General features: G+C 69.8%; 17 protein-coding genes, 6 tRNA genes, 3 pseudogenes and 1 riboswitch. Of the genes and pseudogenes, 14 read left to right on the plus strand and 12 right to left on the minus strand.

Going from position 1 to position 25349, the window contains the following annotated elements; genetic code table 11:
* Positions 1-57 precede the first annotated feature (57 nt).
* The 3 genes from ABZ910_RS28315 to ABZ910_RS28325 form a co-directional block, all read right to left on the minus strand.
* Complete coding sequence (locus ABZ910_RS28315; protein ID WP_361370127.1) at positions 58-1122, minus strand: M23 family metallopeptidase; 1065 nt, start codon at positions 1120-1122, stop codon at positions 58-60.
* A 7-nt stretch (positions 1123-1129) separates the two neighbouring features.
* A riboswitch (cyclic di-AMP (ydaO/yuaA leader) is annotated at positions 1130-1288 on the minus strand.
* Positions 1289-1645: 357 nt separating this feature from the next.
* A tRNA-Met gene (locus ABZ910_RS28320) sits at positions 1646-1719 on the minus strand.
* Between the two features lie 63 nt (positions 1720-1782).
* Positions 1783-2913 (minus strand): dihydrofolate reductase family protein, encoded by a 1131-nt coding sequence (locus ABZ910_RS28325; RefSeq protein ID WP_361370130.1) that lies wholly within the window; start codon positions 2911-2913, stop codon positions 1783-1785.
* 88 nt (positions 2914-3001) lie between these two features.
* Here ABZ910_RS28325 and ABZ910_RS28330 point away from each other — a divergent pair.
* A pseudogene (locus ABZ910_RS28330) lies at positions 3002-3085 on the plus strand (MarR family transcriptional regulator); the annotation flags it as partial.
* Positions 3082-3201 (plus strand): annotated as a pseudogene (locus ABZ910_RS28335) (GTP cyclohydrolase); the annotation flags it as partial. The pseudogenes ABZ910_RS28330 and ABZ910_RS28335, both read left to right, overlap by 4 nt.
* A gap of 104 nt (positions 3202-3305) precedes the next feature.
* Here the strand turns inward: ABZ910_RS28335 and ABZ910_RS28340 are convergent.
* The gene (locus ABZ910_RS28340; RefSeq protein ID WP_361370133.1) at positions 3306-4298 is read right to left on the minus strand and encodes a hypothetical protein; all 993 of its coding nucleotides are present in this window, start codon (positions 4296-4298) and stop codon (positions 3306-3308) included.
* A gap of 1686 nt (positions 4299-5984) precedes the next feature.
* Here ABZ910_RS28340 and ABZ910_RS28345 point away from each other — a divergent pair.
* Together ABZ910_RS28345 and ABZ910_RS28350 are read left to right on the plus strand one after the other, a co-directional pair.
* On the plus strand, positions 5985-6659 hold the full coding sequence (locus ABZ910_RS28345) for a YeeE/YedE thiosulfate transporter family protein (RefSeq protein WP_361370136.1): 675 nt from the start codon (positions 5985-5987) through the stop codon (positions 6657-6659).
* Positions 6659-7075 (plus strand): YeeE/YedE thiosulfate transporter family protein, encoded by a 417-nt coding sequence (locus tag ABZ910_RS28350; RefSeq protein WP_361370139.1) that lies wholly within the window; start codon positions 6659-6661, stop codon positions 7073-7075. The genes ABZ910_RS28345 and ABZ910_RS28350 overlap by 1 nt, the downstream gene beginning before the upstream one ends.
* 155 nt (positions 7076-7230) lie before the next feature.
* Here the strand turns inward: ABZ910_RS28350 and ABZ910_RS28355 are convergent.
* The 6 genes and pseudogenes from ABZ910_RS28355 to ABZ910_RS28380 form a co-directional block, all read right to left on the minus strand.
* Positions 7231-7437: pseudogene (locus ABZ910_RS28355) on the minus strand (helix-turn-helix transcriptional regulator); the annotation flags it as partial.
* Positions 7438-7566: 129 nt separating this feature from the next.
* Positions 7567-7639, minus strand: a tRNA-Lys gene (locus ABZ910_RS28360).
* 99 nt (positions 7640-7738) lie between these two features.
* Positions 7739-9295 (minus strand): amino acid permease, encoded by a 1557-nt coding sequence (locus ABZ910_RS28365; RefSeq protein ID WP_361370142.1) that lies wholly within the window; start codon positions 9293-9295, stop codon positions 7739-7741.
* Positions 9296-9422: 127 nt separating this feature from the next.
* Entirely contained in the window at positions 9423-11573 is a 2151-nt protein-coding gene (locus tag ABZ910_RS28370; RefSeq protein ID WP_361370145.1) for a DEAD/DEAH box helicase, read from the minus strand.
* A 284-nt stretch (positions 11574-11857) separates the two neighbouring features.
* Positions 11858-12394 carry a hypothetical protein gene (locus ABZ910_RS28375; protein WP_361370148.1) on the minus strand — a complete coding sequence of 179 codons (537 nt, stop codon included), beginning with the start codon at positions 12392-12394 and terminating at the stop codon, positions 11858-11860.
* Positions 12395-12472: 78 nt separating this feature from the next.
* Complete coding sequence (locus tag ABZ910_RS28380) at positions 12473-12823, minus strand: metallopeptidase family protein (protein ID WP_361370151.1); 351 nt, start codon at positions 12821-12823, stop codon at positions 12473-12475.
* Between the two features lie 82 nt (positions 12824-12905).
* On the opposite strand from ABZ910_RS28380, the gene ABZ910_RS28385 reads away from it, so the two are divergent.
* The 8 genes from ABZ910_RS28385 to ABZ910_RS28420 all read left to right on the plus strand — a co-directional run bounded on the left by ABZ910_RS28385 (position 12906) and on the right by ABZ910_RS28420 (position 21275).
* Complete coding sequence (locus ABZ910_RS28385; protein WP_361370154.1) at positions 12906-14468, plus strand: metallophosphoesterase; 1563 nt, start codon at positions 12906-12908, stop codon at positions 14466-14468.
* 80 nt (positions 14469-14548) lie between these two features.
* Positions 14549-14621 (plus strand) — tRNA-Glu (locus ABZ910_RS28390).
* 38 nt (positions 14622-14659) lie between these two features.
* Positions 14660-14734, plus strand: a tRNA-Asp gene (locus tag ABZ910_RS28395).
* Positions 14735-14758: 24 nt separating this feature from the next.
* A tRNA-Phe gene (locus ABZ910_RS28400) sits at positions 14759-14832 on the plus strand.
* Positions 14833-14903: 71 nt separating this feature from the next.
* The gene (locus ABZ910_RS28405; RefSeq protein ID WP_361370156.1) at positions 14904-16532 is read left to right on the plus strand and encodes a hypothetical protein; all 1629 of its coding nucleotides are present in this window, start codon (positions 14904-14906) and stop codon (positions 16530-16532) included.
* A gap of 105 nt (positions 16533-16637) precedes the next feature.
* Entirely contained in the window at positions 16638-20582 is a 3945-nt protein-coding gene (gene hrpA / locus ABZ910_RS28410; protein WP_361370159.1) for an ATP-dependent RNA helicase HrpA, read from the plus strand.
* Between the two features lie 95 nt (positions 20583-20677).
* Positions 20678-20752, plus strand: a tRNA-Asp gene (locus tag ABZ910_RS28415).
* 331 nt (positions 20753-21083) lie between these two features.
* On the plus strand, positions 21084-21275 hold the full coding sequence (locus ABZ910_RS28420; protein WP_361370163.1) for a DUF6274 family protein: 192 nt from the start codon (positions 21084-21086) through the stop codon (positions 21273-21275).
* 482 nt (positions 21276-21757) lie between these two features.
* On the opposite strand, the gene bldC is transcribed toward ABZ910_RS28420, so the two are convergent.
* Positions 21758-21964, minus strand: a complete 207-nt coding sequence (gene bldC / locus ABZ910_RS28425; RefSeq protein WP_003949541.1) for a developmental transcriptional regulator BldC — start codon at positions 21962-21964, stop codon at positions 21758-21760.
* 561 nt (positions 21965-22525) lie between these two features.
* The gene (locus tag ABZ910_RS28430; RefSeq protein WP_361370166.1) at positions 22526-23368 is read right to left on the minus strand and encodes a hypothetical protein; all 843 of its coding nucleotides are present in this window, start codon (positions 23366-23368) and stop codon (positions 22526-22528) included.
* Positions 23369-23625: 257 nt separating this feature from the next.
* On the opposite strand from ABZ910_RS28430, the gene ABZ910_RS28435 reads away from it, so the two are divergent.
* Complete coding sequence (locus ABZ910_RS28435) at positions 23626-24723, plus strand: Glu/Leu/Phe/Val dehydrogenase dimerization domain-containing protein (protein ID WP_361370169.1); 1098 nt, start codon at positions 23626-23628, stop codon at positions 24721-24723.
* 330 nt (positions 24724-25053) lie between these two features.
* Positions 25054-25311, plus strand: a complete 258-nt coding sequence (locus ABZ910_RS28440; protein ID WP_307621316.1) for a DUF3073 domain-containing protein — start codon at positions 25054-25056, stop codon at positions 25309-25311.
* Positions 25312-25349 lie beyond the last annotated feature (38 nt).

Here is a 25349-nt window from a genome sequence, read left to right on the forward strand (position 1 = left end):
CGGTCCTGACGTCGGGGGGTTGCCGTCAGGACCGCCGGGGATCGGGGAACCGCATGCTCAGGGGTGGAGGCCCTTGCTCAGCAGCCACGGCATCGGGTCGACGCCGGTGGCCTGGCCGCCCGGGTGGACCTCCAGGTGGAGGTGCGGACCGGTGACGTTGCCGGTGGCGCCGACGCGGCCGATGACCTCGCCGGTGGTGACCTTCTGGCCGACGCTGACGTTGATCGACGACTGGTGGCAGTACCAGAGCTCGGTGCCGTCGTCGAGGGTGAGCACCGTGCGGTAGCCGTAGGAGCCGGCCCAGCCCGCCTGGGTGACGGTGCCGCTGTGGATGGCCTTGAGCAGCGTGCCCGTGGGGGCGGCGAAGTCGAGGCCGGTGTGGTAGCCGGAGGCCCACATGGAACCGGGCTGACCGAAGGTGCCGGTGATCGTGTACGAGGGCGTCGGCAGCGTGTACTGCTTGGCCAGCGCGGCCAGGCGCGCCGCCTCGGCCGCCTTCTTGGCCGCGGCCTCCGCCTGCTCCTTGGCCGCCGCGGCCTGGGTGGCGGCCGCTTGCTCCGCCTCGGCCGCCGCGGTGGCGACCTGTTTGTCGGCCGCGGCCACGGCAGCGGCGGCGGCCTTGGTGTCGGCCTGGCCCTTCTGCCGCTCGGCCTGCGCCATGATGCGGTTGCGCAGCGCCTCACCGGCGTCGGTGGTGCCCTCGGTGCTGTCGGTGTCGCTCACTCCGACGCTGCTGAGGGCGGTCGCCGAACCCTTGGGCGCGGAGGAGCCGTCGTGCAGCAGGGAGTCGACCGAGGGCAGGTCGGACACGGAGAGGTCGGACACGGAGAGGTCCGGCATCGAGATGGACACCGGCGGCTTGCCGCTGTTGGCGCTGGCCATGCCGCCCGCGCCGACGGCGGCGATGACGCCGACACCCAGGACCGTGGAGCTGCGGGCGAGTCCGCCGCCGCGCTGCTTGCCGACACGGTGCCGGCCTCGCATCGGGCGGATGGACTCCTCGGTGGGGTTCCACTCCTCCCAGGGGCCCTCGTCGGTGATGTAGCTGCCGTAGCCGAAAGCCTCGGGCTCACGCTGACTCGGCACGAACGGGGCTGCTGGGGCAGGCCGGTTGGACGCCACGCGGGCGCACTCCTTTCCTCCGTCGCCTACCGGGTTAGCTGACGGGTTCGGAGCAGGAAGGTCTCCTACGCGCGTATACCTGCCGTGAGTCCACGGCGGCATCCACGTGATTCACCCCAAGGTGGTGGTTCCCCGGTTCCCTCGCGGGATTCGGCGCGTGCGCACGGAGCCGTCTCTTGTGACGGCTGGGACAACCGCGCTGCGTTATCGAACGTTAATAGACCCGCGGGGGAGATTCCAAGCCGTTCGTCTTGATCGTTAACGTTTCCGGGCGGGCGATTACGGCTCATCACCGGTGAAATTCGGGCGAGTTGACCACCCCTCGGGGACCCTCGACGGGAGCCGCGTAAACCCTTACCGACTGACTGTTTGTCAGTTGTTACGCGGAGGGCTGCCGAGCGGTCACCACTCGTTACAACGATCAAGGCGCGGCGCAAACAAGGCGAGGCGCGGCACACAGCCGCGGAGGGGAAAAGACTCAGGGCCGGAATCCATGTACTGGATTCCGGCCCTGAGTCTTCAGTAGCGGGGACAGGATTTGAACCTGCGACCTCTGGGTTATGAGCCCAGCGAGCTACCGAGCTGCTCCACCCCGCGTCGGTGAAACCAGTGTACGCCATCCGCGGGACCTTTTGCACATCGGTTCAGCGCCGCCGGTGATCAGCCCAGTAGATGGGCGTTCGGCTCCTTGGCCCGGGCCTCGTACTCGGGCAGTACGACGACGTCGACCCCCGCGGTCGCCAGCAGCCCGCTCCCGTCGGCGTCCTCGACGAACGTGTCCGGCTCCCGCCAGGCCGTGACGACCCGCGGTACCCCCGCCGCCAGGATCAGCCGTGCGCACGGCGCGGGCCGGGAGGCCCGCCGGGCGCACGGTTCGAGGCTGCTGTAGACCGTGGCGGTGGCGAGCCGCGGATCCCCGGGCTCGATCTTCGCGAGCGCCGCCTCCTCGGCATGGACCAGGAGGTCGTCCCCTTCGCGCGAGTACCCCCGCGCCAGCTCCGTCCCGTCGGCCGCCACCACGACCGCACCCACGCTGAACGCCGACCGCGAGGGCGGGCACAGCGTGGCCAGCTCGCAGGCGATCCGCATCCAGTGCCGGTCGGCGGCGACCACCGACGCCCCGACCCCGGGAGCGGTCGGCTCGTACTGCATCAGTACGACGTCCTCGATGCGCCGCGACTCCACGAGCCGCAGGCGTCCGGCCTGGTAGCCGCCCGGCCCGAACAGCCGGGGCGCCTTCGGGTCCCCCACGAAGAGCGGGGCCACGACCAGCTGGAGCTCGTCGGCGAGGCCCTGCTGGAGCAGCTGCGTGTGCACGGTCCCGCCACCCTCGACCATCAGGCGCCGCACCCCGCGCACGTCGTGGAGGTGCGTGAGCAGGGCCCGCCAGTCGAGGCCGGGGCCCAGCGGGACGATGTCGGCCGCGATGCCCAGCCCCCGGGCACGCTCCGCGCCCCGCTCCGTCGTGCAGACGAGTTTCTCGCCGCCCGTGTGCCAGAACCTCGCGTCGGGATCCAGGTCGCCGGAGCCGCTGACGGTGACCTTGAGCGGGTACTCCGGCTCCCCTCGGGCGACCCGGGCCGCCCGCCGCTCGGGCGCGTTGACCAGGAGCCGGGGATTGTCGGCACGGATCGTGCCGGCGCCGACCAGGATCGCGTCGACGGACGCCCGCACCTCGTCGACCCGGTCGAAGTCGGCCGGGCCGGAGAGCAGCAGCCGCTCGGGGCCGGTGTCGTCCAGGTAACCGTCGAGGGAGACGGCGGCGGACAGCAGGACGTACGGGAAGGGCATCGGCGTACTCCGTCGTGGAGTGGTCTGGGGTGGTCCGGTGATCCGGAGTGGTCTTGGTTTAATTTTTAAACAAACTTACACTGGTGGCATGACGACCCGCTGGCTCAGCCTCGAGGAGCAGCGCGCCTGGCGCGCGTACATCGCCGGCAGTCTGCTCCTGGAGGACGCGATCACGTCCCGACGGGCGTCTTCACCACGACGCACAACGTCCGCTACCTGCGGGCGAAGGTCCTTCAGACCCGCCACACGCTGCCACTGGGCGAACTGACGGAGCTGAGCGCGGGCTGAGGGGCTGACGGGCTGCAGGGCTGCGAGCCACAAGCAGACCCCCGGCCGATGGAAACGGCCGGGGGTCGGATGACGTCAGAGGCGGTGTCTCGGAGCCAACGGCGTCAGAGGCACAGCGAGTTGAGCACGCAGAGCCCCGACGGCGAGGTCGATATCAGCTTCGGGGTGGACTGGCTGGTCTGGGACGTACCCGAGCCCGTGCCGCCGGACGTCGCGGGCGCGGCCGGCTGCGTCGTGGCGGTCTGGCTGGGTGCGGGGGCCGCGGCGCCGGAGTGCGAAGCGACGTTCTGCGTCTGCGAGGCCGACGACCCGGCCGCGGTGGCCGGGTGGGACGGCACGGACGCGACGTGCTGCTGGGCGGCCGGCGCCGTCGTGTGCGGAGCAGGCGTGTACGACTGCTGCCGGGAGGCGTTGGCCGCCGTCGAGTGCCCCGGGGCCTCGGTGCGCGGCGACCGGGACGTGATGTCCGACGCCCGGGACGTGGTGCGCGGTGTCGGCACCAGGTGGGCGGGGTCGGGCACCTGATCGGCGGCGGCACCCATGCCCAGGTTGCCGTCGTTGCCCCGGTCGTCCGGAGCCGAGCTCGCCTGCGACCGGTCGTTGCCCTGCCGGTCCAGCGACGCGAGGGTCAGGCCGCCTCCCACGAGGGCGACGGCGGTCGCGACCACGGCCCGGCGCTGGCTCTTCTTCCAGCGCGCCAGCTGACGGCGGCGGGCGGCACGCCCCTGCGGCACGGCCGGTGCGTCGGCGATGTCGCCGGAAGCCGCGGCCCCGGCTGCGACCCCGGCCCCGGCTGCGGTCGGGGCGTACTCAGCCCTGGCGCCCATGCCGGCGCCGGAGGCCATGCCGGCGCCCGAGGCGGATGCGGTCCGACGGTCGCCCGACCGGTCGTCACCCCACGCGGCGAAGCCCATGGACGACCCGGCGGCGCCCGACGCGGCGCCGGGCGTGCGGCTGTTCGTCGACGAGGCGGGAGGCCGGGCGGTGATGGTGGGCGCGCCATTGATGAACGGGGAGATGTCCGGAGCATAGGCACCGCATCCGGGGCACACCAGGGCACCGTTGAGATGCCGGCGGCACGACGAGCAGTAGTCCATCTGCGATCTTCCTCGCTTGACTGCGCCGCTCGGCCCGCCGGGGCTGCGGCCTGGTCACGCTCGCACGTGAGATCGAGCAACAAGTAACGGTAACGAGACTTTCGACAGGCCTCGTGCACCTCTTGTGATGCTCCTGCGCAGATTCCCCGAACGTCTCGGGCGCCTCACGCGCCCCAACTCACTTCAGTCCGTCGCGCACGTGGCCGCCGCATTCCGTCGCGGACGGAACGCGCTCCGCCGTCATCCGCGGCACCGAACCCGCGGCCCCGGTCCGCGAACGATCACCTCACGCCGGGCTTCTCACCCACTCCATGACCCGCGCCCACCAGCCACCCGCCGATCGGCCCGGCGGACTCCCCGGCCCCCGAGAAGCGTGCGCACGTCGCGGCGCCCCGCCCTGTCGGGCCGGTAGCAATTCCGATCGACTCCTCGCTTCCACCGCGCGCGTACGTCTGGGTCCCGTGGGCTCGCACTTGCACCGCTCAGCCGTCGGCACACCCATGAGCACTTGCTCCACATGTCTCCCGCAGCCCTCATAGGTCGCCTTTCGGCACGACCGACAGACAGCACGCTGACACATGATTGCCCTCCATTAATCCTTCGTTCGAGATCCGCGATATTCACGCCGTCATCACGAGAAACTCCGGCAGCATTTGCACACTCTCCACAAACAGCCGACTGCGCCGGTGCGGGTCGCGGTCATGGGGTCAAATCATGGTCCAAGTAGCCTCGTTGCCGGTTGCGAATATCAGGACATGAGGGGCAGACGTCGCATATCCGCCACGTGGAATGCCTCACCAAGCAGTGTCAAGGGGCCTGACTGGAAAAATTCGCTCAGGTTGCCCGGGACACCGAAACAATGATTGCATCTCGCCCGGTCGAAAAATGGGGGCACAGCGCCTTATTGTCACTGCCCGTCACCGCGTTGCTTTTCAGACCGTCGACCGGACGCGGCAAGGGCAAGAACGAGAACGGCAACCTCTCCTCCTGAACAGGTGGTGTGTGCCGTTCAGGAGGGAGCAACGTGGGTTGCTCACACGCCGTAGAATGCCCCCTTTTCCCCCTGCTCAGGGCGAGCTTGCAAGGTTGGCGCGAGTACTACTGCGACAGTGATGACCGGTGGCGCGGCTGTGCGCGCTACCAGGTGGCACTCACCGGCGAGCGTGTGCCCATCAACCTGCTGCCCAACGGAGCCCGCGCGCGCCACCTCGATGAGGCGGCCCAGACGGGCCAGTCGGGCGCTGCCCAGCCAGGCGCCGCCCACCCAGGGGCTGCCCACCCGGGCGCTGCCCAGCCGAGGGGCGCCCACCCGGGCGACGTCCGCCCGGGGGCCGTGCCCCGGCAGGCCCCGCCGACACAGCACGACCCGATGTCACCTCAGACCGCGTCCTGGTCCCAGCCGGCTCCGGCCCGGCCATATGAGCAGTACGAGCAGTACGAGCACTACGAGCAGCCGGAACCCGGAACCGCGGCACCGGATCCCATGGACCGGTTCGGGGCAGTACCTCCGCCGGCGTTCGGGGCGGCACCTCCGCCACCGCCCGCCTGGCATCACCAACCGTCGCCGCCCTCGCAGGGTCCCCAGCCTTCGGACGACCTCACTCGACACGTGCGGCAGGCGCAGCAGGAGCCCAGCCCGAAGCGCGGCTGGTGGGCTCGATTCACCGATTGGATGGGAGGCCCCGCGTGAGTAGCTACTGGCCCTGGTGGGCGGGCGCTGTCGGGCTCGCTCTGGTCACCATCAACTACACCCTCATCACCGATCGGTCCTTCGGGGTGTCGGCCGCGTGGGATCGCGTGCTGCACTGGCGCCGCGAACGCCATCTCGAGCAGACGGACGAGGAGTTCAGCGACGATCAGGCTCTCGCCGAGGCGCTCGCCGCAGCCACGGCCGAGCACTTCGGCACCGGCGTCGGCGCCGGCGCGTCCACCATGGCGCAGGCTCCCTACGGGACGTCGCAGACGCTCGAAGCGGACCTCGAGGCGGACGCCGAACCGGCGGCGAGTGAGCGCCCCGTGTCCACGATCGTGCGCCCGGCCCCACTGGTCACCCAGGCCGCCCTGCTGATATCGGTCTTCGTCGGCGGGTTCATCGCCGCGGTCAGCTCAGGGCGGTTCCACCTCCGCTACGACATGGGCCCGGGCTTCCGGAACCTGGTCACCGCCAATCCGACCGCCATGGTCATCCTGCTGTTCGTGGGAGGCGTGCTGGTCGGCTTCGGGACTCGGCTGGCCGGTGGGTGCAGCTCCGGGCACGGACTCAACGGCTGCGGCCGGCTGCGCCCGGTCAGCCTCGTCGCGACCGCCGTGTTCTTCGGCACCGCCGTCGCGGTGTCGTTCCTCCTGTGGAAGGTGATCTGATGCGTACCCGGGGCACGATTCTGCTGGCCAACGTCATCACCGGACTGGCCCTCGGTTTCACCGTCACCAACATCGGCTTCGGCGACTACGCCGAGCTGAACCGCATGTTCACCTTCCAGGACCTGCGCATGTTCCTCTCCTTCGCCGGCGCCGTGGGGATCATCGTGTGCGCGTTCGCCCTGCTGCGGGTGCGCCGCACCCCGGGGCGCATCCACGCCGGTGTGATCCCCGGCGCTGTGCTGTTCGGTACGGGCTGGGCGATCTCGGGCGGGTGCCCCGCCATCCCGATCATCCAGGTCGCCAGCGGATACCTGCCCGCCCTGATCACCATCGTCGGCGTCATCGTCGGCATCCGGCTGTGCCGCTGGGCCAACGCCCGCTACTTCCACCTCGACCGCGGCTCCTGCGGGCTGTGACCGAAGTCGCCCACCGGCACGACCCGTGGGCTGGCGAACCGGCGATCACACAGCCGTCCCGAGACGAACGCGCCCCCAGCTCAAACCTCTCTGAGCTGGGGGCGATTGCGTGCTTCATGGAATGAACTGCACCTCGAGCTTTGATCTTGATCAGCTCAGTGGCTCGATGGAGTGCGGCCGTCACGCGGCACGGACATGAGGTGGGCGAGCACGGCCAGCACGCGGCGGTTGTCGTCGTCGGAGGGGGCGAGCTCCAGCTCGGTGAAGATGCTGGTGCTGTGCTTGGAGACGGCCTTCTCGCTGATGAAGAGCCGGTTCGCGATGGCGCTGTTGGAGCGTCCCTCGGCCATGAGCTCCAGCACAGGCCACAGGCACATCCGCCCACGCATCGCTCACGTACGGGCCCGAAAACGACTCAGCGCTCGAGTCAGCCGAAGCCGACTCGAGCGCTGCGTAGCAGGTCAGAGGGGGTATCCCCCGCCTACCTCCCGTAGGCCCTGTGGGACTCGAACCCACAACCAATGGATTAAAAGTCCACTGCTCTGCCAATTGAGCTAAGGGCCCCGGCGATGTTGCCTCCCCGAGCATAGCCGGACACGGCCGTGTCTCCGATCGGGTATCCGGCACACGGCCGCGTCAGGCGGCAGAACAGGTCAGGAACCGTCAGGGATCGACCGGTTCGGGCAGGTCGGAGCGGGACGCCTCGCGGGCTCGGGTGCGGGTGTGGTCGGGGTTGAGGAACCAGTGCCGGGCCGAGGCCAGCCACCAGGTCGCGGCGAAGCCGAGGACCACCAGGACCGCGACCGGGGCGTAGTTGAAGGTCTCGCCGGTGACCGGGGAGAGCTGGGGGAGCATGAAGAGGATCGTGATCACGCCGACCCAGGCGACCGAGATGATCCCGACCAGCTGGGACCAGCGGCCCAGGTGCCACGGGCCCCGTTCGAAGGCGTCGCCCTTGCGGACGCGCAGCAGGGTCGGGACGACGTACGCGATGTAGAGGCCGATCACCGCGATCGACGTCACCGCCGCGTACGCGGTCACGTTGATCAGGTACGGCAGGCCGAGGACGAGCGCGCCGCCCGCCGCCAGCCAGACCGCCGCGACCGGCGTGCGCGTGCGCGGGCTCACCGTGTGCCAGACACGCGAGAAGGGGAGGGCCCCGTCGCGCGAAAAGGCGTAGATCATACGGCTGTTGGCCGTCACCGACGCCATCCCGCAGAACAGCTGCGCGCCGATCACCACCAGCAGGAGCAGCTTGCCGGCGGTCGCTCCCAGCGCGTCGAGCAGGATCTGGGCCGGGGGTGCCCCGGTCGGCGACGCGAGCTCCTTGCCGTACGACTGGATCGCGAACGTGAAGCCGAGGAGGAGGACGAAGCCCGCCACCCAGGAGGTCCAGATGGAGCGGACGATCCCCCTCGGGCCCGCCGTCGACGCGTCGTGGGTCTCCTCCGTCATGTGGGCCGAGGCGTCGTACCCCGTGAAGGTGTACTGGGCCATCAGCAGGCCCAGCAGCACCACGTACACCCCGCTCCCCCAGCCCGTGTTGTTCACGAACTTCGTGAACACGAAGGACGCCGACTGGTGGTGGTCCGGTACGAAGGCCAGCGCGCCGACGATCACCCCGACCCCCAGCACGTGCCACCACACGCTCACGTCGTTGAGGAGGGCGACGATGCGGACGCCGAAGGTGTTCAGCAGGCCGTGCAGGAGCAGGATCGCCGCGAAGAGCAGGACCGTGCGGCCCGGGGTGACCTCGAAGCCGAACTGGAGGTTCAGCCAGGCGCCCAGGAAGGACGCCGCGCCGAAGTCGATGCCCGCCGTCACCGCGACCTGGCCCAGGACGTTGAACCAGCCCGTGAACCAGGCCCACGCGGCCGCGGAGCGCGGCGGCGCCAGCCGGTGCGCCCAGAAGTACAGTCCCGCCGACGTCGGGTAGGCCGAGCAGATCTCCGCCATCGACAGGCCCACGAACAGCGTCATCAGGCCGACCGCCACCCACCCCCAGGTGATCACCGCGGGACCGCCGGTGTTCATGCCGAAGAGGTAGAGGGTCAGGCAGCCGGACAGCACCGAGATGATCGTGAAGGAGACGGCGTAGTTGGAGAACGCCGACATACGGCGGGCGAGGACCTGGGTGTAACCGAGCTGGGCAAGCCGTTCCTCGTCCGACAGCCCACTCTCTCCACGCTCCGTGGCGTTCTCTATGGCGTCATCTGTCATGCCCCCAGCGATTCCCCCGACAGGGGCGTGACATGCGCCACAGGCCGCATACGCGAGAGCGCCGTGGCCCCCGCCATCAAGTGGGGGCCACGGCGCTCTAGTTCAGTGCGTGCGGTGCGCGCAGACGTCAGCCGTTGCGCTTCCAGCGCGGCTTGTCCTCGCGGCGGCCGAAGGAGCCGGAGCCGCGGTGGTCGTCACGACGGCCGTTCGGGCGGTCGTGGCCGCCGGAACGGAAGCCGGGGCGGTCGTCGCGACGGTCACGGTTGAACGGGCGGTCGCTGCCGCGGTGGCCACCGCGGTCGTCGCGGCGGAAGCCGCCACGGTCGTCACGGCGCTCGAAGCCACGGCCACCACGGTCGTCACGACGGTCGAAACCACGCTCACCGCGGTCGCGGTCCTGACGGAAGCCGCCGCGGTCGTCACGACGGTCGTCACGGCGGAAGCCACCACGGTCGTCACGGCGCTCGAAACCGCCACGGCCGCCACGGTCGTCGCGACGCTCGAAGCCGCGGTCACGGTCGCGGTCCTGACGGAAGCCACCGCGGTCGTCACGGCGCTCGAAGGAACGGCCGCCACGGTCGTCACGGCGGTCACGGTCCTGGCGGAAGCCGCCACGGTCGTCACGACGGTCGAAACCGCCACGGCGGTCGTCACGACGGTCGCGGTCGAAGCCACGGCCACCGCGGTCGTCGCGACGCTCGAAGGAACGGCCACCGCGGTCGTCACGGCGCTCCGTGCGCTCGGCGCGGTCGACGTCGTGCGCGGCCGGCTGCTCCGGCACGGAGACCTCGACGGCGGCGACCGCCTCGGCCGCCGACGCCTGGGCCTCGGCCACCGCGGTCTCCGGGTCGTCGCCGCGCTCGCGGGCGACCTTGGCGACCAGGCGGTCAGCGTCCTCGCGCAGCTCGGCGGCACGGCGCTGGGCGCGCTCCAGCTGCTTGGTGAGCTGGGCGACCTCGCGCTCGGCCTGCTGGGCGGCGTTGCCCGCGGACTCGGCCTGGACCTCGGTCATGGAGCGGGCGCCGGTGATCTCGGCGACCTCCGGGTCGAAGGCGGCGCCGCCCTGGATGATGTGGCGGCCGGCGTCGACGCCCGCGTCCTCCATCAGGCGGAAGATCTGGCGGCGCTGGTGCGGCAGGGAGAGGGAGACGACGGTGCCGGTGCGGCCGGCGCGGGCCGTGCGGCCGGCGCGGTGCAGGTAGTCCTTGTGGTCGCCGGCCGGGTCCACGTTGAGCACCAGGTCGATGCCGTCGACGTGGATGCCTCGGGCGGCGACGTCGGTGGCGACCAGGACGTTGACGTACCCGTCCTTGAAGTCGGCCAGGGTGCGGGTGCGCGCGCCCTGGGTCATGCCGCCGTGGAGCGCGTCGGCCTTCACACCGGCGTCGCGCAGCTGCTCGGCGACGCGGTCGGCGCCCAGCTGGGTGCGGACGAAGATGATCGTGCGGCCCTTGCGGGAGGCGATCGCGGCCGTGACCGGCGCCTTGTCCTTGGGCTTCACGATGAGGATGTGGTGCGACATGGTCGTCACCGCGCCCTGGGCCGCGTCCACCTCGTGGGAGACGGGGTTGTTCAGGTAGCGGGAGACCAGGGTCTGGATCTCGTTCTCCATCGTCGCGGAGAAGAGCATGCGCTGACCGCCCGCCGGGACCTGGTCCAGCAGCTCGGTGACCTCGGGCAGGAAGCCCAGGTCCGACATCTGGTCGGCCTCGTCGAGGACGGCGATCTGCACGTCCTCGAGGGAGCAGGCGCCGCGGTTGATGATGTCGCGCAGACGGCCCGGGGTGGCGACGAGGATGTCGACGCCGCGCTCCAGGGCGTAGATCTGGTTGCCCATCGACGTACCGCCGCAGACGACCTTCATCTTCAGGCCGAGGACGTCGCCGTACGGCTGGAGGGCGTCGGCGACCTGCATCGCCAGCTCGCGGGTCGGGGTCATGATGACCGCGCGGGGGCGCTTCTTCTCGGTGCGGCCGCCGGCCAGCGTGGCCAGGGTCGGCAGACCGAAGGAGAGGGTCTTGCCGGAGCCGGTGCGGCCGCGGCCGAGGATGTCCTTGCCGGCCAGGGCGTCCGGGATGGTCGCGGCCTGGATCGGGAACGGGGTGGTCACACCGTTCTGCGCGAGCTTGCGCACGACGCCCTCGGGCAGACCGAGGTCGGCGAAGGTGATCTGGGGGGTCTCAGCGGCCTGGGCTGCTTCGGCGGCCTCTTCGGCCGCGGGCGACACGTCGCCCTCGTCCTCGGACACGACGATGTGATCAGTACTGGACACGGACATGCGAATGCGAAACCTTCCGGAGTCTCGTCGGCACGCGCCCGTCAACTCCGTGTTTCGCAATACGACCGCCTCAATGCGGTCAGCCACGGCAAAGGAGAGAACGCGCCACACGGCGCGCTCTGCGATGGCGCCGGGCAAATGGGATCAAACGATCTACCACCATACGCACCCCACACCCCCCAAGGCAAACCGAGTCCGAAGCCGAGGCAAACAGCTCCCCGGAGCCCCGAATCACCCCGAGACCGCTCCGTGTTCGGCCCCCCGGATCCGGCCAGGGCGTCCGGTCAGGCCGGAGCCCCCGCCACCGGCGCCGGCTCCCGCTGCACCAGCTGCGGCCCCGGATTCTCGTGCGCCGACGACGACGGCTCGGCGGACGGGGGCGACGGTGACGACGCGGGCGGGTCGGCAGGCGGCGGCGTCGGTGTCGGATCCGCCGTCCGCGGCGGATCCGACGGCGGTCTGGCCGGTGTCGGACTCCCCGGCTTCCCGCTTCCGCCCCCGCTCTTGCCGTTGCCCCCGCTCTTGCCCGGCTTGCTCGGTCCCGCGGAGGCGCTGTCCGACGCCGCGGCCGACGCCGACTCGGACTCGCCGGGCTTCGCCTTGCCGCCGTGCCCGCGCTTGCCGCCGCCCGGCGCCCCCTCACGCCAGGCACCGGCTCCCGACATGCCGGATCCCCCGTCGGGCTTCTCACCGCCCCGCCGCCCCACCGCGTGGGACGGCGCGGCCCGGCCGCCGTCGTCACCCACGCTCACACAGCCGGCGGCAGCGGCGACGGTCAGCACGGTCACCGCCAGACGGACAGGTACGGACAAGGGGCGCACGGCGGCCACCTCCGGGCGAGGACGAAGAAGTCAACTTCCCCAACTCCCGCCGCCCGCAAGAGGACACGCGCCCGGCCGTCACCCGTACCCGAGGGCATGCAGCCGCGCCTCGTCGATCCCGAAGTGATGCGCGATCTCGTGGACCACGGTGACCTCCGTTTCGGCGACGACGTCCTCGCGCGACTCGCACATCCGCAAGGTCGGTCCGCGGTAGATGGTGATCCGGTCCGGCAGCACCCCCGCGTACCACTCACCGCGGTCCGTCAGCGGAGTGCCCTCGTACAACCCGAGCAGATGCGGCTCGTCGGCCGACGGCTCGTCCTCGACGAAGACCGCGACGTTGTCCATCAGTCGCGTCAGCTCCGTCGGAATCCGGTCGAGCGCCTCCGAGACCAGTTCCTCGAACTCCTCGCGCGTCATCTCCAGCACACCGCCATTGTCGGGTAGACCGGCGCCCGACGAGAGCCGGAACCGTCGCATATCCACACCGGCGGCCGGGCATACGGGACCAATGGCCAGCGTCCCCGTCGTAGCCCTGAACCGTGTACGAAGGGCAACCCGCACCCGTCTTCCCGCCCTCGAACTCGCCGCCCGGCCGCATCCCTGGGTCCGCGCCCTCGGCATGACAGCGGTCGTCCTCATCGGCGCCTGGCTGGGACTGCTGATCGTCGGCAACGTTCGGACTCCCGTCGGCCCCATGAACACCACGATGACCCTGCGCCCCTCCCTCACCGGCGGCACGAAGATCAACGTCTCTCCGCTGGGCGCGCTGACCCTCGACAGCCATGTGGCCCCGGTCCGCCTCGACGTCAACGTCGACCAGCTCGACCCGCTGCGCGCCCAGGCCCTGGTCGACCACCCCGAACGCCTCTCCGGCCTGCAGGACGAGATCACCCGCGACGTCGAGCACGGCACCCTCGACCTGGCCGTACGCTCCGGCGTCGCCGTCGTCTCCGGCGCCACGGCGCTGGGCCTCGCCGTCTACCGCCGCCCCCGCCGCGCCGTCGCGGCCGGCGGACTGGCGCTCGCCCTCCTCGCGGCCTCGGGCGCGACGGCGTACGCCACCTGGAACCCCAAGTCCGTCCTGGAGCCGAAGTTCTCCGGCCTGCTCTCCTCCGCGCCGTCCCTCGTCGGCAACGCGCGCAGCATCGTCACGGAATTCGACGTCTACCAGAAGGAGTTGGCGCGCCTGGTGACGAACGTGACCAAGCTCTACGACGTCACGTCCACGCTCCCGGCCTACCAGCCCGACCCGACCACCATCCGGGTCCTGCACGTCTCGGACATCCATCTGAACCCGGCGAGCTGGAAGATCATCGCCTCGCTCGTGAAGCAGTACAAGGTGAACGTGATCGTCGACTCCGGCGACACGATGGACCACGGCACGGCGGCGGAGAACGGCTTCCTGAACCCTGTCGCGAACCTGGGCGTGCCGTACGTCTGGGTCCGGGGCAACCACGACTCCCGGTTCACCCAGCGCTACCTGGAGCGCATGAAGAACGTGCACGTCCTGGACGACGGCCGCGCCGAGTCGATCGAGGGCCTGCGCTTCGCCGGCATCGGCGACCCGCAGTTCACCCCCGACCGCTCGGCCAAACCCGGCGGCGACACGGCGGAGCAGCTGGCCGGCGACCGGCTGGCCTCGGCCCTGCGCGACCAGCGGGCGGCCGGAACCCCCGTGGACATCGCCATAGCCCATGAGCCCTCGGCCGCCCGCGAGACGGACGGCGACGTGCCGCTCGTCCTCGCCGGACATCTGCACCACGAGGGGACCGAGGTCATGCGGTACGGCACCCGGCTGCGCATCGAGGGGTCGACGGGCGGCAGCGGCCTGCGGGCCGTGGAGGGCAAGTACCCGGACCCGATCGAGGCGTCGATCCTCTACTTCGACCGGGACACCCGCCGCCTCCAGGCCTGGGACGAGATCAAACTGGGCGGCCTCGGCCTGACCACGGCCGAAGTCAGCCGCCACCTTCCGAAGGAGAACCAGCCGGGCGCCGCCGGACCGACTCCGAGGCCCTCCGGTACGCCCCGCACCAAGCCCTCGCGAACACCGTCGTCCCCCGGCCCGTAAACCGTTTTGGCGATACTCCCCGCCATCCCATATGCTTCTCACGTCCCCGACGCGCTGAGAAGCGCCCAGGCGGGCCGATAGCCCTCATCGTCTAGCGGCCTAGGACGCCGCCCTTTCAAGGCGGTAGCACGGGTTCGAATCCCGTTGGGGGCACGCAAGATCGTGTGCGACACTGTCGTACGCAACAGCTTGGTCCTGTGGAGCAGTTTGGAGTGCTCGCCACCCTGTCAAGGTGGAGGCCGCGGGTTCAAATCCCGTCAGGACCGCTGAGGTTTCACGTGAAACCTCGTGGCTGGGTAGCTCAGTTGGTACGAGCGATCGCCTGAAAAGCGATAGGTCGCCGGTTCGACCCCGGCCCCAGCCACAAGAACGAAAACCCCCCTCCGGGCACCGGAGGGGGGTTTTCGTCGGTCACAGAGACCCTAGGGGGGGTTCTTGAGACACATCTCCAGGGGGCTGGTGACGGCCGGCGCCGTCCTGGTCTCCACGCTGGCGCTGCCCGGCACGGCCCACGCCACGGGACCGAGCATCAAAGAGGCCTACAGTGATCAGGCCGACTGGTCGGTCCTCGACGTACGCCTGAACTACAGCGGCACCATCGACAAGATCACCGCCAAGCTCCGGCCGGTCGGCAGCGGCGAGTCGGACGCTCCGGCGGCCACGATCACCGACTTCGTGCAGAAGTACTACGTCAGCTCGTGGGAGGGTATCTGGGCCTCCCAGCCCATCCACCTGGACACCCTGGGCGACTACACGGTCGACATCGAGGCCACGAACTCCGCGGGCGAGACCACCGTCCAGCAGAACGCGGGCACGCTGCACTACGCGAAGCAGCCCGTCATCTCCGGCTTCGCCGTCACGCCGACCGAGCCGGACATCGAGCACAAGACGGTGACGGCCACCGGCGACATGGTCGTCCGTGACCCCAGCACCCGTGACACGGTCCCGCTGCCCGGCGCCACCGTCGACCTCACGCTCCCCCAGGACGGCGAGACCACCGCCGTGACGGACGACGCCGGCCACTTCTCCGTCTCCCGCGAGCTGACCGGGGGCGGCTGGGCCTACGCCGACTACCAGGGGGACCTGGGCTACGCCACCGTCCCCTGGATCGACATCAGGCCGCAGGCCGCGCCGACCCGCTTGGTCCTCGACCGGAGCAGCTTCCACGTCACCGCGGGCGACAAGATCGACGTCACCGGCACGCTGGAGTACCAGAGCGGCGCGGAGTGGAAGCCGCTGGCCGGCATCCCCGTGGAGATGGACTACAAGGACTGCAGCACCTGCAGCCCGGTCGACGCGACCACGGACGCGAGCGGCCGCTTCACCCTGGAGAAGTCCCCGTACGGCAGCAACAGCGTCTTCGAGGTGGGCTTCCCGCCGTACCCGTACAACCCCTGGATCCAGCGCACCACGACCGCCGACGTCACCGTGGCGGTCACGGCCACGACGAAGTTCACCGAGTTCACGGCCAAGCTGGACAAGTACGCGCAGCTCGACGTCACCGGCGAGCTCGACCAGATCGGGCGCGACACCAACGACTGGGCGAACGTCGACATCCAGTACTCGGCCGACGGCAGGACCGGCTGGAGCACCAAGAAGACCGTGACGACCGGCTTCGGCTCGCAGTTCGTCGTCCAGAAGCTGCCCGGCCACACGGACGGCTACTGGCGCCTGAGGTACGCCGGCTCCACCACCAAGGACATCAAGGGCACCGTCAGCGGCGCCCTGCGCAGGAACCGCTCCCTCACCCGGATCAAGGACGCCAACGCCTCTCCCGAGCCGGTGACCAAGGGCCGCACGATCACCGTCAAGGGCGTGCTCCAGGAGCGCAAGCCCGGCACCACGGCCTGGAAGGCGTACGCCGCTCAGAAGGTCCAGATCCTCTTCCGGCCCAAGGGCAAGTCGACCTGGTACCTGATGGGCACCGCCACCACGACGACGACCGGCTCCCTCAGCAAGGGTTTCAAGGCCACGCAGGACGGCACCTGGGTGCCCGTCTTCCAGTACCCCGACAGCAAGCACTTCGTGTGCAGCGGCACGGAGGACTACGTCGACGTGCGCTGACGCCGGCGCGACGGCGTGCGGCGAAGCAAGGCAACGCAAGGCGACAAGGGGCGGGCCCAAAAGGGTTCGCCCCTTGTTTGCCCGAGGTGAGATCCTGGACGTCGTATGTCTACGCATCCAGCCCCCGCTCTCGGCGCCCTCGCTCCCCGCCTGACCGAGGTGTCGCTGCGCGACGCGCACCGGCTCGGGCGCAGGCTCGAGGGCGCGCGCAAGATCCGTAAGCCCGAGGCCCGTGCCGCCGTCCTCGCCGAGATCGAGGCAGAGGTCGGCAAGGCCGAGGAGCGCATCGCCGCGCGGCGTTCGCTCGTGCCCACGGTCACCTATCCCGAGCAGCTGCCCGTCAGCCAGAAGAAGGACGAGATCGCGGCCGCCATCCGCGATCACCAGGTCGTCATCGTCGCGGGCGAGACCGGGTCCGGAAAGACCACGCAGATCCCGAAGATCTGCATGGAGCTGGGCCGCGGGGTGCGCGGGATGATCGGGCACACGCAGCCCCGCCGTATCGCGGCCCGGACCGTCGCCGAGCGGGTGGCCGAGGAGCTGAAGGCACCTCTCGGCGAGGCCGTCGGCTGGAAGGTCCGCTTCACCGACCAAGTGAACCAGGACTCCACCTTCATCAAGCTGATGACGGACGGCATCCTGCTCGCCGAGATTCAGACCGACCGCGAGCTGCGCGCCTACGACACGATCATCATCGACGAGGCCCACGAGCGGTCCCTCAACATCGACTTCCTGCTGGGCTACCTCGCCCAGCTGCTGCCGAAGCGCCCGGATCTGAAGATCGTCATCACGTCGGCGACCATCGATCCCGAGCGCTTCTCCCGGCACTTCGACGACGCCCCGATCGTCGAGGTCAGCGGGCGGACGTATCCGGTGGAGGTGCGCTACCGGCCCCTCCTCGAGGAGGACTCCGAGGACGCCGACCGCGACCAGATCACCGCGATCACGGACGCCGTCGAGGAGCTGATGGGCGAGGGCAAGGGCGACATCCTCGTCTTCCTCTCCGGTGAGCGCGAGATCCGGGACACGGCCGACGCGCTGGAGAAGAAGAAGTACAGGTTCACGGAGATCCTGCCGCTGTACGCCCGGCTGTCGCACGCCGAGCAGCACCGTGTCTTCCAGCCCCACACCGGGCGCAGGATCGTTCTGGCCACCAACGTCGCCGAGACGTCCCTGACGGTCCCCGGGATCAAGTACGTCATCGACCCCGGCTTCGCCCGCATCTCGCGCTACAGCCACCGCACCAAGGTGCAGCGGCTGCCCATCGAGGCGATCTCGCAGGCCAGCGCGAACCAGCGCAAGGGCCGCTGCGGCCGTACGTCTGACGGTGTCTGCATCCGGCTGTACTCCGAGGACGACTTCGACGCCCGGCCGGAGTTCACGGACGCCGAGATCCTCCGTACGAACCTCGCCTCCGTCATCCTGCAGATGACCGCCGCCGGCCTCGGCGACATCGAGAAGTTCCCCTTCATCGATCCGCCGGACCACCGCAACATCCGCGACGGCGTGCAGCTGCTCCAGGAGCTCGGTGCGCTGGACCCGGCGCAGAAGGACGCACGCAAGCGGCTCACCGACACCGGCCGCAAGCTCGCCCAGCTGCCCGTCGACCCGCGTCTGGCCCGCATGGTGCTGGAGGCCGACAAGAACGGCTGCGTGCGCGAGGTCATGGTCATAGCCGCCGCGCTGTCCATCCAGGACCCGCGCGAGCGCCCGGCCGAGAAGCAGGCCCAGGCCGACCAGCAGCACGCCCGCTTCAAGGACGAGACCAGCGACTTCCTCGCGTACCTGAACCTGTGGCGGTACATCCGCGAGCAGCAGAAGGAGCGCGGTTCCAGCTCGTTCCGCCGGATGTGCAAGCAGGAGTACCTGAACTTCCTGCGCATCCGCGAATGGCAGGACATCTACCTCCAGCTGCGCACGGTCGCCAAGCAGATGGGCATCCACCTCGCCGAGGAGGACTCCCCCGCCGACCGCATCCACGTCTCCCTCCTCGCCGGTCTGCTCTCGCACATCGGCATGAAGGACGTGAAGGACGGCGCGAAGAACGAGTATCTGGGCGCCCGGAACGCCAAGTTCGCGGTCTTCCCGGGCTCGTCGCTGTTCAAGAAGCCCCCGCGGTTCGTGATGTCCGCCGAGCTGGTGGAGACCTCCCGCCTGTGGGCCCGCGTCAACGCGAAGATCGAGCCGGAGTGGGTCGAGCCGCTCGCGGGACACCTGCTGAAGCGGACCTACAGCGAACCGCACTGGGAGAAGGACCAGGCGGCCGTGATGGCGTACGAGAAGGTCACGCTGTACGGCGTCCCGATCGTCGCCCAGCGGAAGATCAACTACGGCCGCATCGACCCGGAGACGAGCCGCGAGCTGTTCATCCGCAACGCGCTCGTCGAGGGCGACTGGCGCACGCACCACAAGTTCTTCGCCGACAACCGCAAGCTCCTCAGCGAGGTGGAGGAGCTGGAGCACCGCGCCCGGCGCCGGGACATCGTCGTCGACGACGAGACGCTCTTCGACTTCTACGACCAGCGGGTGCCCGAACACGTCGTCTCCGGCGCCCACTTCGACTCCTGGTGGAAGCACAAGCGGCACGAGCAGCCCGAATTCCTCGACTTCGAGCGGGAGATGCTCATCCGCGAGTCGGCGGAGGCGGTCACCAAGGCCGACTACCCGGACTCCTGGCGGCAGGGCCCGCTGAAGTTCCGTGTGACGTACCAGTTCGAGCCGGGCGCGGACGCGGACGGTGTGACGGTCCACATCCCGCTCCAGGTGCTGAACCAGGTCACGGACGAGGGCTTCGACTGGCAGATCCCGGGCCTCAGGGAAGAGGTCGTCACCGAGCTGATCCGCTCCCTGCCCAAGCCGATCCGCCGCAACTACGTGCCCGCGCCGAACTACGCGAAGAAGTTCCTGGAGAAGGCGGCGCCGTCGCAGGAGCCGCTGACGGTCGCCATGGCCCGCGAGCTGAAGCGCATGGTCGGCGTGCCCTTCGAGGCGGACGACTTCGACTGGGCGAAGGTCCCCGACCACCTCAAGGTCACGTTCCGCATCGTCGACGAGCGGCGCCGCAAGCTGGCCGAGGACAAGGACCTGGAGGCGTTGAAGCTCCGGCTGAAGCCGAAGGCGAGACAGGCCCTCTCCCAGGCAGCGGCCGCCACCGCCGAGCGCCGGGGCGGCGAGTCCCTGGAGCGCAAGGGCCTGACGGACTGGAGCATCGGCACGCTCAGCCGCGTCTTCGAGACCCGCCGGGCCGGTCAGCCGGTGAAGGCGTATCCGGCGCTGGTGGACGACGGCGACACCGTCTCCGTACGGCTCTTCGACACCGAGGCGGAGCAGGCCGAGGCGATGTGGAAGGGCACGCGTCGGCTGATCCTGCGCAACATCCCGGTGAACCCGGCCAAGTTCGCCTCCGACAAGCTGACGAACGCTCAGAAGCTTGCCCTGTCCGCGAATCCGCACGGCTCGATCCAGGCCCTGTTCGACGACTGCGCGATGGCGGCGGCGGACAAGCTGATCGCGGATTTCGGCGGCCCGGTGTGGGACGAGGAGTCGTTCCGGAAGCTGTTCGACAAGGTGCGCGCGGAGATCGTCGACACGACGGTACGCACGGTCGGGCAGGTGCAGCAGGTCCTCGCCGCCTGGCAGGCCTGCGAGCGCCGCCTGAAGGCCGTGAAGAGCCCCGCACTGCTGGCGAACCTGGCGGACGTACGGACACAACTGGACGCCCTCGTGAAGCCCGGCTTCGTGACGTGGGCGGGCGTGCGCCGGCTGCCGGACCTGATGCGCTACCTGGTGGCCGCGGACCGACGGCTGCAGCAGATGCCCACGGGCGTCCAGCGGGACACCACGCGGATGGAGAAGGTCCACGAGATGCAGGACGAGTACGCCTGGCTCCTGGAGCAGCTCCCACAGGGACACCCCGTTCCGCAGCAGGTCCTGGACATCCGCTGGATGCTGGAGGAGCTGCGGGTCAGCTATTTCGCGCACGCGCTGGGCACGGCGTACCCCGTCTCGGACAAGCGGATCGTGAAGGCGATCGACGCGGCGGCGCCGTAACGGATCAGGTGCGTTGGGTGAGTTCGACTGGGGAGCTCACCCTCCTGTAGAGTCTCTTCTCGCAGCGCAACGCAGAACATCGCACTGCGAAACCTGGTCCTGTGGAGCAGTTTGGAGTGCTCGCCACCCTGTCAAGGTGGAGGCCGCGGGTTCAAATCCCGTCAGGACCGCAGTAGAGCGAAGGGCCCGCACCCGGCAAGGGTGCGGGCCCTTTCTCGTTGCCGGACATCTCGCCGCCCGGTCGCCGGGGAGGCCGCGCCCGCGGCGGAGCCGCAATCGGACACGGCAGATCCCGTCAGCACCGCAGGAGAGAAGGCCCGCCTCCGGACATCGGACGCGGGTCTTTCTCGTGCGCTTCGCCGTGAGTCCGCCGCGAGTTGACGGCGAGTTCGCCGCTCGGCAGCGGGGCCCAGACGGGCGCAGGCCGTCTTGACGGCGTCAGGTTCCGCCGGTACCCAGAGAGCAGGGCCCACCCCTCGTACGGGCCCCTGGAGGTGGCGCATGGGGGCATCGGCCAGGCGGGAGACGCGGGCGCTTCTCCGGGCGCATCTGTCGGCCGCCTCGTCCTATCGGCATCTGACCCGCCACTGTCCGATCTGCCACCACCTGCATCGCATGGCGCTGGATTCCGCCCCACCGGCCGCTCAGCCCCTGGAGGCCACCGTCGACGACGAGAGCGCCTCCAGCGCATGAACCGCCGCAGCCGGCCGCGTCACGCGGCCGGGCCCCAACTCCCGTTCCACCGCGCCTCGCTGGAACGCGCGCTTCCTCTAACCCACGCGCGCACGCGGCAACAAGGCTCCCGACGTGTGACAGGTGTCACCGCATAAGTTTCTGAAAGTGCGGCACTTACCACTGTCCTACAACAGGTCAATTTAATATGTGCAATTGCACTGCCCCCCAGAGGCATGCCTGGCGGAACCGACAGCCCTCCCCAGACTCCGACAAGGCCGCTCACGAGGCCGTCCCACCAGGGCAGTTGGCGCACAAAAAAGATCGCGCTGGACCCGGCGGAGTCCAGCGCGATCGACGACGCACCCTGTGTCGCTGCCTAGAACGTTCTGATCGGCTTGGGCGTGGGGCCTGTTGGGGCAGGTCCCGCGTCGCTTGGAGCTAGGGTTCGGGCGCTTCGGCAGGTTGGGGGACCCAGTCGTTTTGCCCGGTTATGCAGTTATTCAGGCCTCGCTGCGCTGCTGCGGGATGCCCGCGAGCAGAGCGCGGACCTCGGCCTCGCGGTAACGGCGGTGCCCGCCGAGCGTACGGATCGACGTGAGCTTGCCGGCCTTCGCCCACCGCGTGACCGTCTTCGGGTCAACGCGGAACATCGTGGCGACCTCAGCCGGGGTCAGCAGCGGCTCGGCATCAGGGGTGCGAGCGGTCATGAGCGGCCTCCTCGGGAGAACCGACGTTCTCGGTTCTTTCCTCTAAATTCTGCACCTTGACCCGCGTTGCCCGAAATGGCGGACGCGAGTCGAGTCGGTTATAGGACGAACGGCTTGTCCTCGGCACTACAACTACACCATCTGTCCAGCCGCGTCGGCCAAACCGATGGAATTGCCCTCCCAGGTGTCCATCAGCGACGGAAGCCGATGGACCATGCCATAGCGGACAGTCACGCCGGTGTGACGATCAGTCACATGGCGATCAGGAGTCGCCAGCCCTCCCAATAGGAGTCACCAGCCCCCTCAAAGCGTGCAATGCTGAGATTCCGCCCACAGTGCACCACATATGGACGGAAGGAGTCCTCACCGGACTCCTTGTCCTATTTTGGCATGAGGGAGGGCAAGCGACGCAAGGGCCGCGTACGTGCGGTCCATCACCCTTGACGCAAAAGTCCGGATCGCGGGCAGCGTCCCGTCGATTCGCCCACGCGTCATCGACCGCACGAGGCATCCATACTTACAGCAGTGACCCACGTCACTTGCGACGCGGGTGTCACTTCGTCAGTTCGCCGACCGCCGGCCGCGCACCGTCCGCCACCGTTCCACGAACCGCCCGTACGCCTCACCGGCCGCGGTCCCGTCACCGCGGCGCAGCGCCTCGATGCCCTCGGCCACGTCGGCCGCCGAGTGGTCCCCCTCCAGCTCGCCGGCCGGGACCACGTGCACCAGGCCGCCGTAGTCCAGCTCCACGAGCGAGCGCGGATGGAATTCCTCCAGCCAGCGCCCCACGTTCACCAAACCGTCGATCAACGGACCCTCGTCGATGGTCTCCTTCAGCGTGCGCAGGCCCCGGGCCACCCGTCGTCGGGCCTGGACCATGGGGGTGCGGTAGCGCAGCTCAGGGGCCTCGTCGGCGGAGCCCTTGGCGTAGTGCCGCTCCTCGTCGGCGACCAGCACGAACCAGTTCAGCGGCACCTGCCAGGTGGACGTGCGGATCCAGGGGCGGGCGTCGGGGTTGCGCGCGAGCCAGCGCTCGTAGTCCTGGGCGGCTTGCCGGCGCACGACGGGGGGCAGGGCCGAGTCCAGCACCGGCGGCGGGAGCTCCTCGGCCAGGTCACCGAGCGCCTGCCAGCCGCGCAGCCGGGTGCGCCAGGGGCAGACGCAGACGACACCGTCGACGTCCAGCACGAAGGCGTCGCCGCTCTCCTGCACCGGCACGGGGACGGGCGGGGTGGGCAGCAGATCGGCCAGGGAGCGACGGAGCTCTTCCTGGTAAGAGGGACGGTCGGAGCGGCGGGCGTAACGCGCCCAGTGGCCGCGCTCCGGCTCCGGAAAGGCGGCCAGCGGTTCGTACACGCGCAGATACGTCGCGTAGGGAATGATCGCCGAGGACACCTTGGGCACGCCTCCTCCATCCCCACCGGGCCAGGCTCGAAACCCGTACGGAGCCCGTATGGAACCCGTACGGGCCGCACCCCCCGGCGGACCGGAGGCAGGCACCCGGGATGCCCCGGCCAGGCGTCCGTGTACGCCGGGCGAGGGTGATCCTCGGCACTGCGAGGATGGCGGGCGGGTGCAGGCTCTAGTCTCATGCCACGGCACCCGCCACCTGTACGGGAGCCCGCGTCCACCCGTTGCTTACTTACCCGGGAGTCACCACAGTGACCGACGTGACCAACGGCGTCCTGCACACCCTGTTCCACTCGGACCAGGGGGGCCATGAGCAGGTCGTGCTCTGCCAGGACCGCGCCACCGGCCTGAAGGCCGTCATCGCCATCCACTCCACCGCTCTGGGCCCCGCGCTCGGCGGAACGCGTTTCTACCCGTACGCGACCGAGGAAGAGGCCGTCGCCGACGCGCTCAACCTCGCGCGCGGGATGTCGTACAAGAACGCCATGGCCGGTCTCGACCACGGCGGCGGCAAGGCCGTGATCATCGGTGACCCGGAGCGGATCAAGACCGAGGAGCTGCTGCTCGCCTATGGGCGGTTCGTGGCCTCGCTCGGCGGGCGGTACGTCACCGCGTGCGACGTCGGCACGTACGTCGCCGACATGGACGTCATCGCGCGCGAGTGCCGCTGGACGACCGGGCGCTCCCCCGAGAACGGCGGCGCCGGCGACTCCTCCGTCCTCACCGCCTTCGGTGTCTACCAGGGCATGCGGGCCTCGGCCCAGCACGTGTGGGGCGACCCGACGCTGCGCGGTCGCAAGGTCGGCGTCGCGGGCGTCGGCAAGGTCGGGCACCACCTGGTGCGGCACCTGCGCGACGAGGGCGCCGAGGTCGTGATCACGGACGTGCGCGCGGACTCCGTACGGCGCGTCCTCGACCAGTACGCCGAGGGTGTGACCGCGGTCGCCGACACCGACGCCCTGATCCGCGTCGAGGGCCTCGACATCTACGCCCCCTGCGCGCTCGGCGGCGCCCTGAGCGACGACAGCGTTCCGGTGCTGACCGCCAAGGTGGTGTGCGGCGCGGCCAACAACCAGCTCGCCCACCCGGGTGTGGAGAAGGACCTCGCCGACCGCGGCATCCTCTACGCGCCGGACTACGTGGTGAACGCCGGCGGTGTCATCCAGGTCGCCGACGAGCTGCACGGGTTCGACTTCGACCGGTGCAAGGCGAAGGCGTCGAAGATCTTCGACACCACGCTGGCCATATTCGCACGTGCGAAGGAGGACGGGATTCCGCCGGCCGCCGCGGCCGACCGGATCGCCGAGCAGCGGATGGCGGAGGCACGGCCGCCGCGGGCGGCGCACTAGCCCCCGGCGTCCACGGCCTGGATCCACGGCCGGGCCAGGGGGCGGCCGCATGTGTGAGCGGTACCCGTCGGCGGGAACTTCGAGAGAACTCTCACTCCGTCCGGCGGGTCGTCCTCCGACAAGTGGTTAAAATCGGCACTGACCAGCGAGGACGGGACACCTCGACGGTCCCTGGCACACGCGCGTGCTGCGGGCGACGTACCGTATGGGCGCGGGCTCAGGTACCGTGGAAGTCCTACGGACCGGCCTCTCCGAGGAGAGTCCGTTCTGGATCATGAACGCGTGTCAGACTCTGGGGCCGTCGAGCCCCGTCACCGAGGGGGTCGAGCCATGGGGCGCGGCCGGGCCAAGGCCAAGCAGACAAAGGTCGCCCGCCAGCTGAAGTACAACAGCGGCGGTACGGACTTGTCACGTCTGGCCAGTGAACTGGGCGCATCGACTTCGAGCCAGCCGCCGAATGGCGAGCCGTTCGAGGACGACGAAGACGACGACCCGTACGCACAGTACGCGGATCTGTACAACGACGACGATGAGGACGACGAGGACGACGAGTCCGGTCCCACGTCGCAACATCGCCGCGGCGCTTGACGCCCACAACGCGCTCGACCGCTCGCGTCCAGCTGCTT

Source organism: Streptomyces sp. NPDC046805 (assembly GCF_040645355.1).
Classification (GTDB): Bacteria; Actinomycetota; Actinomycetes; order Streptomycetales; family Streptomycetaceae; genus Streptomyces.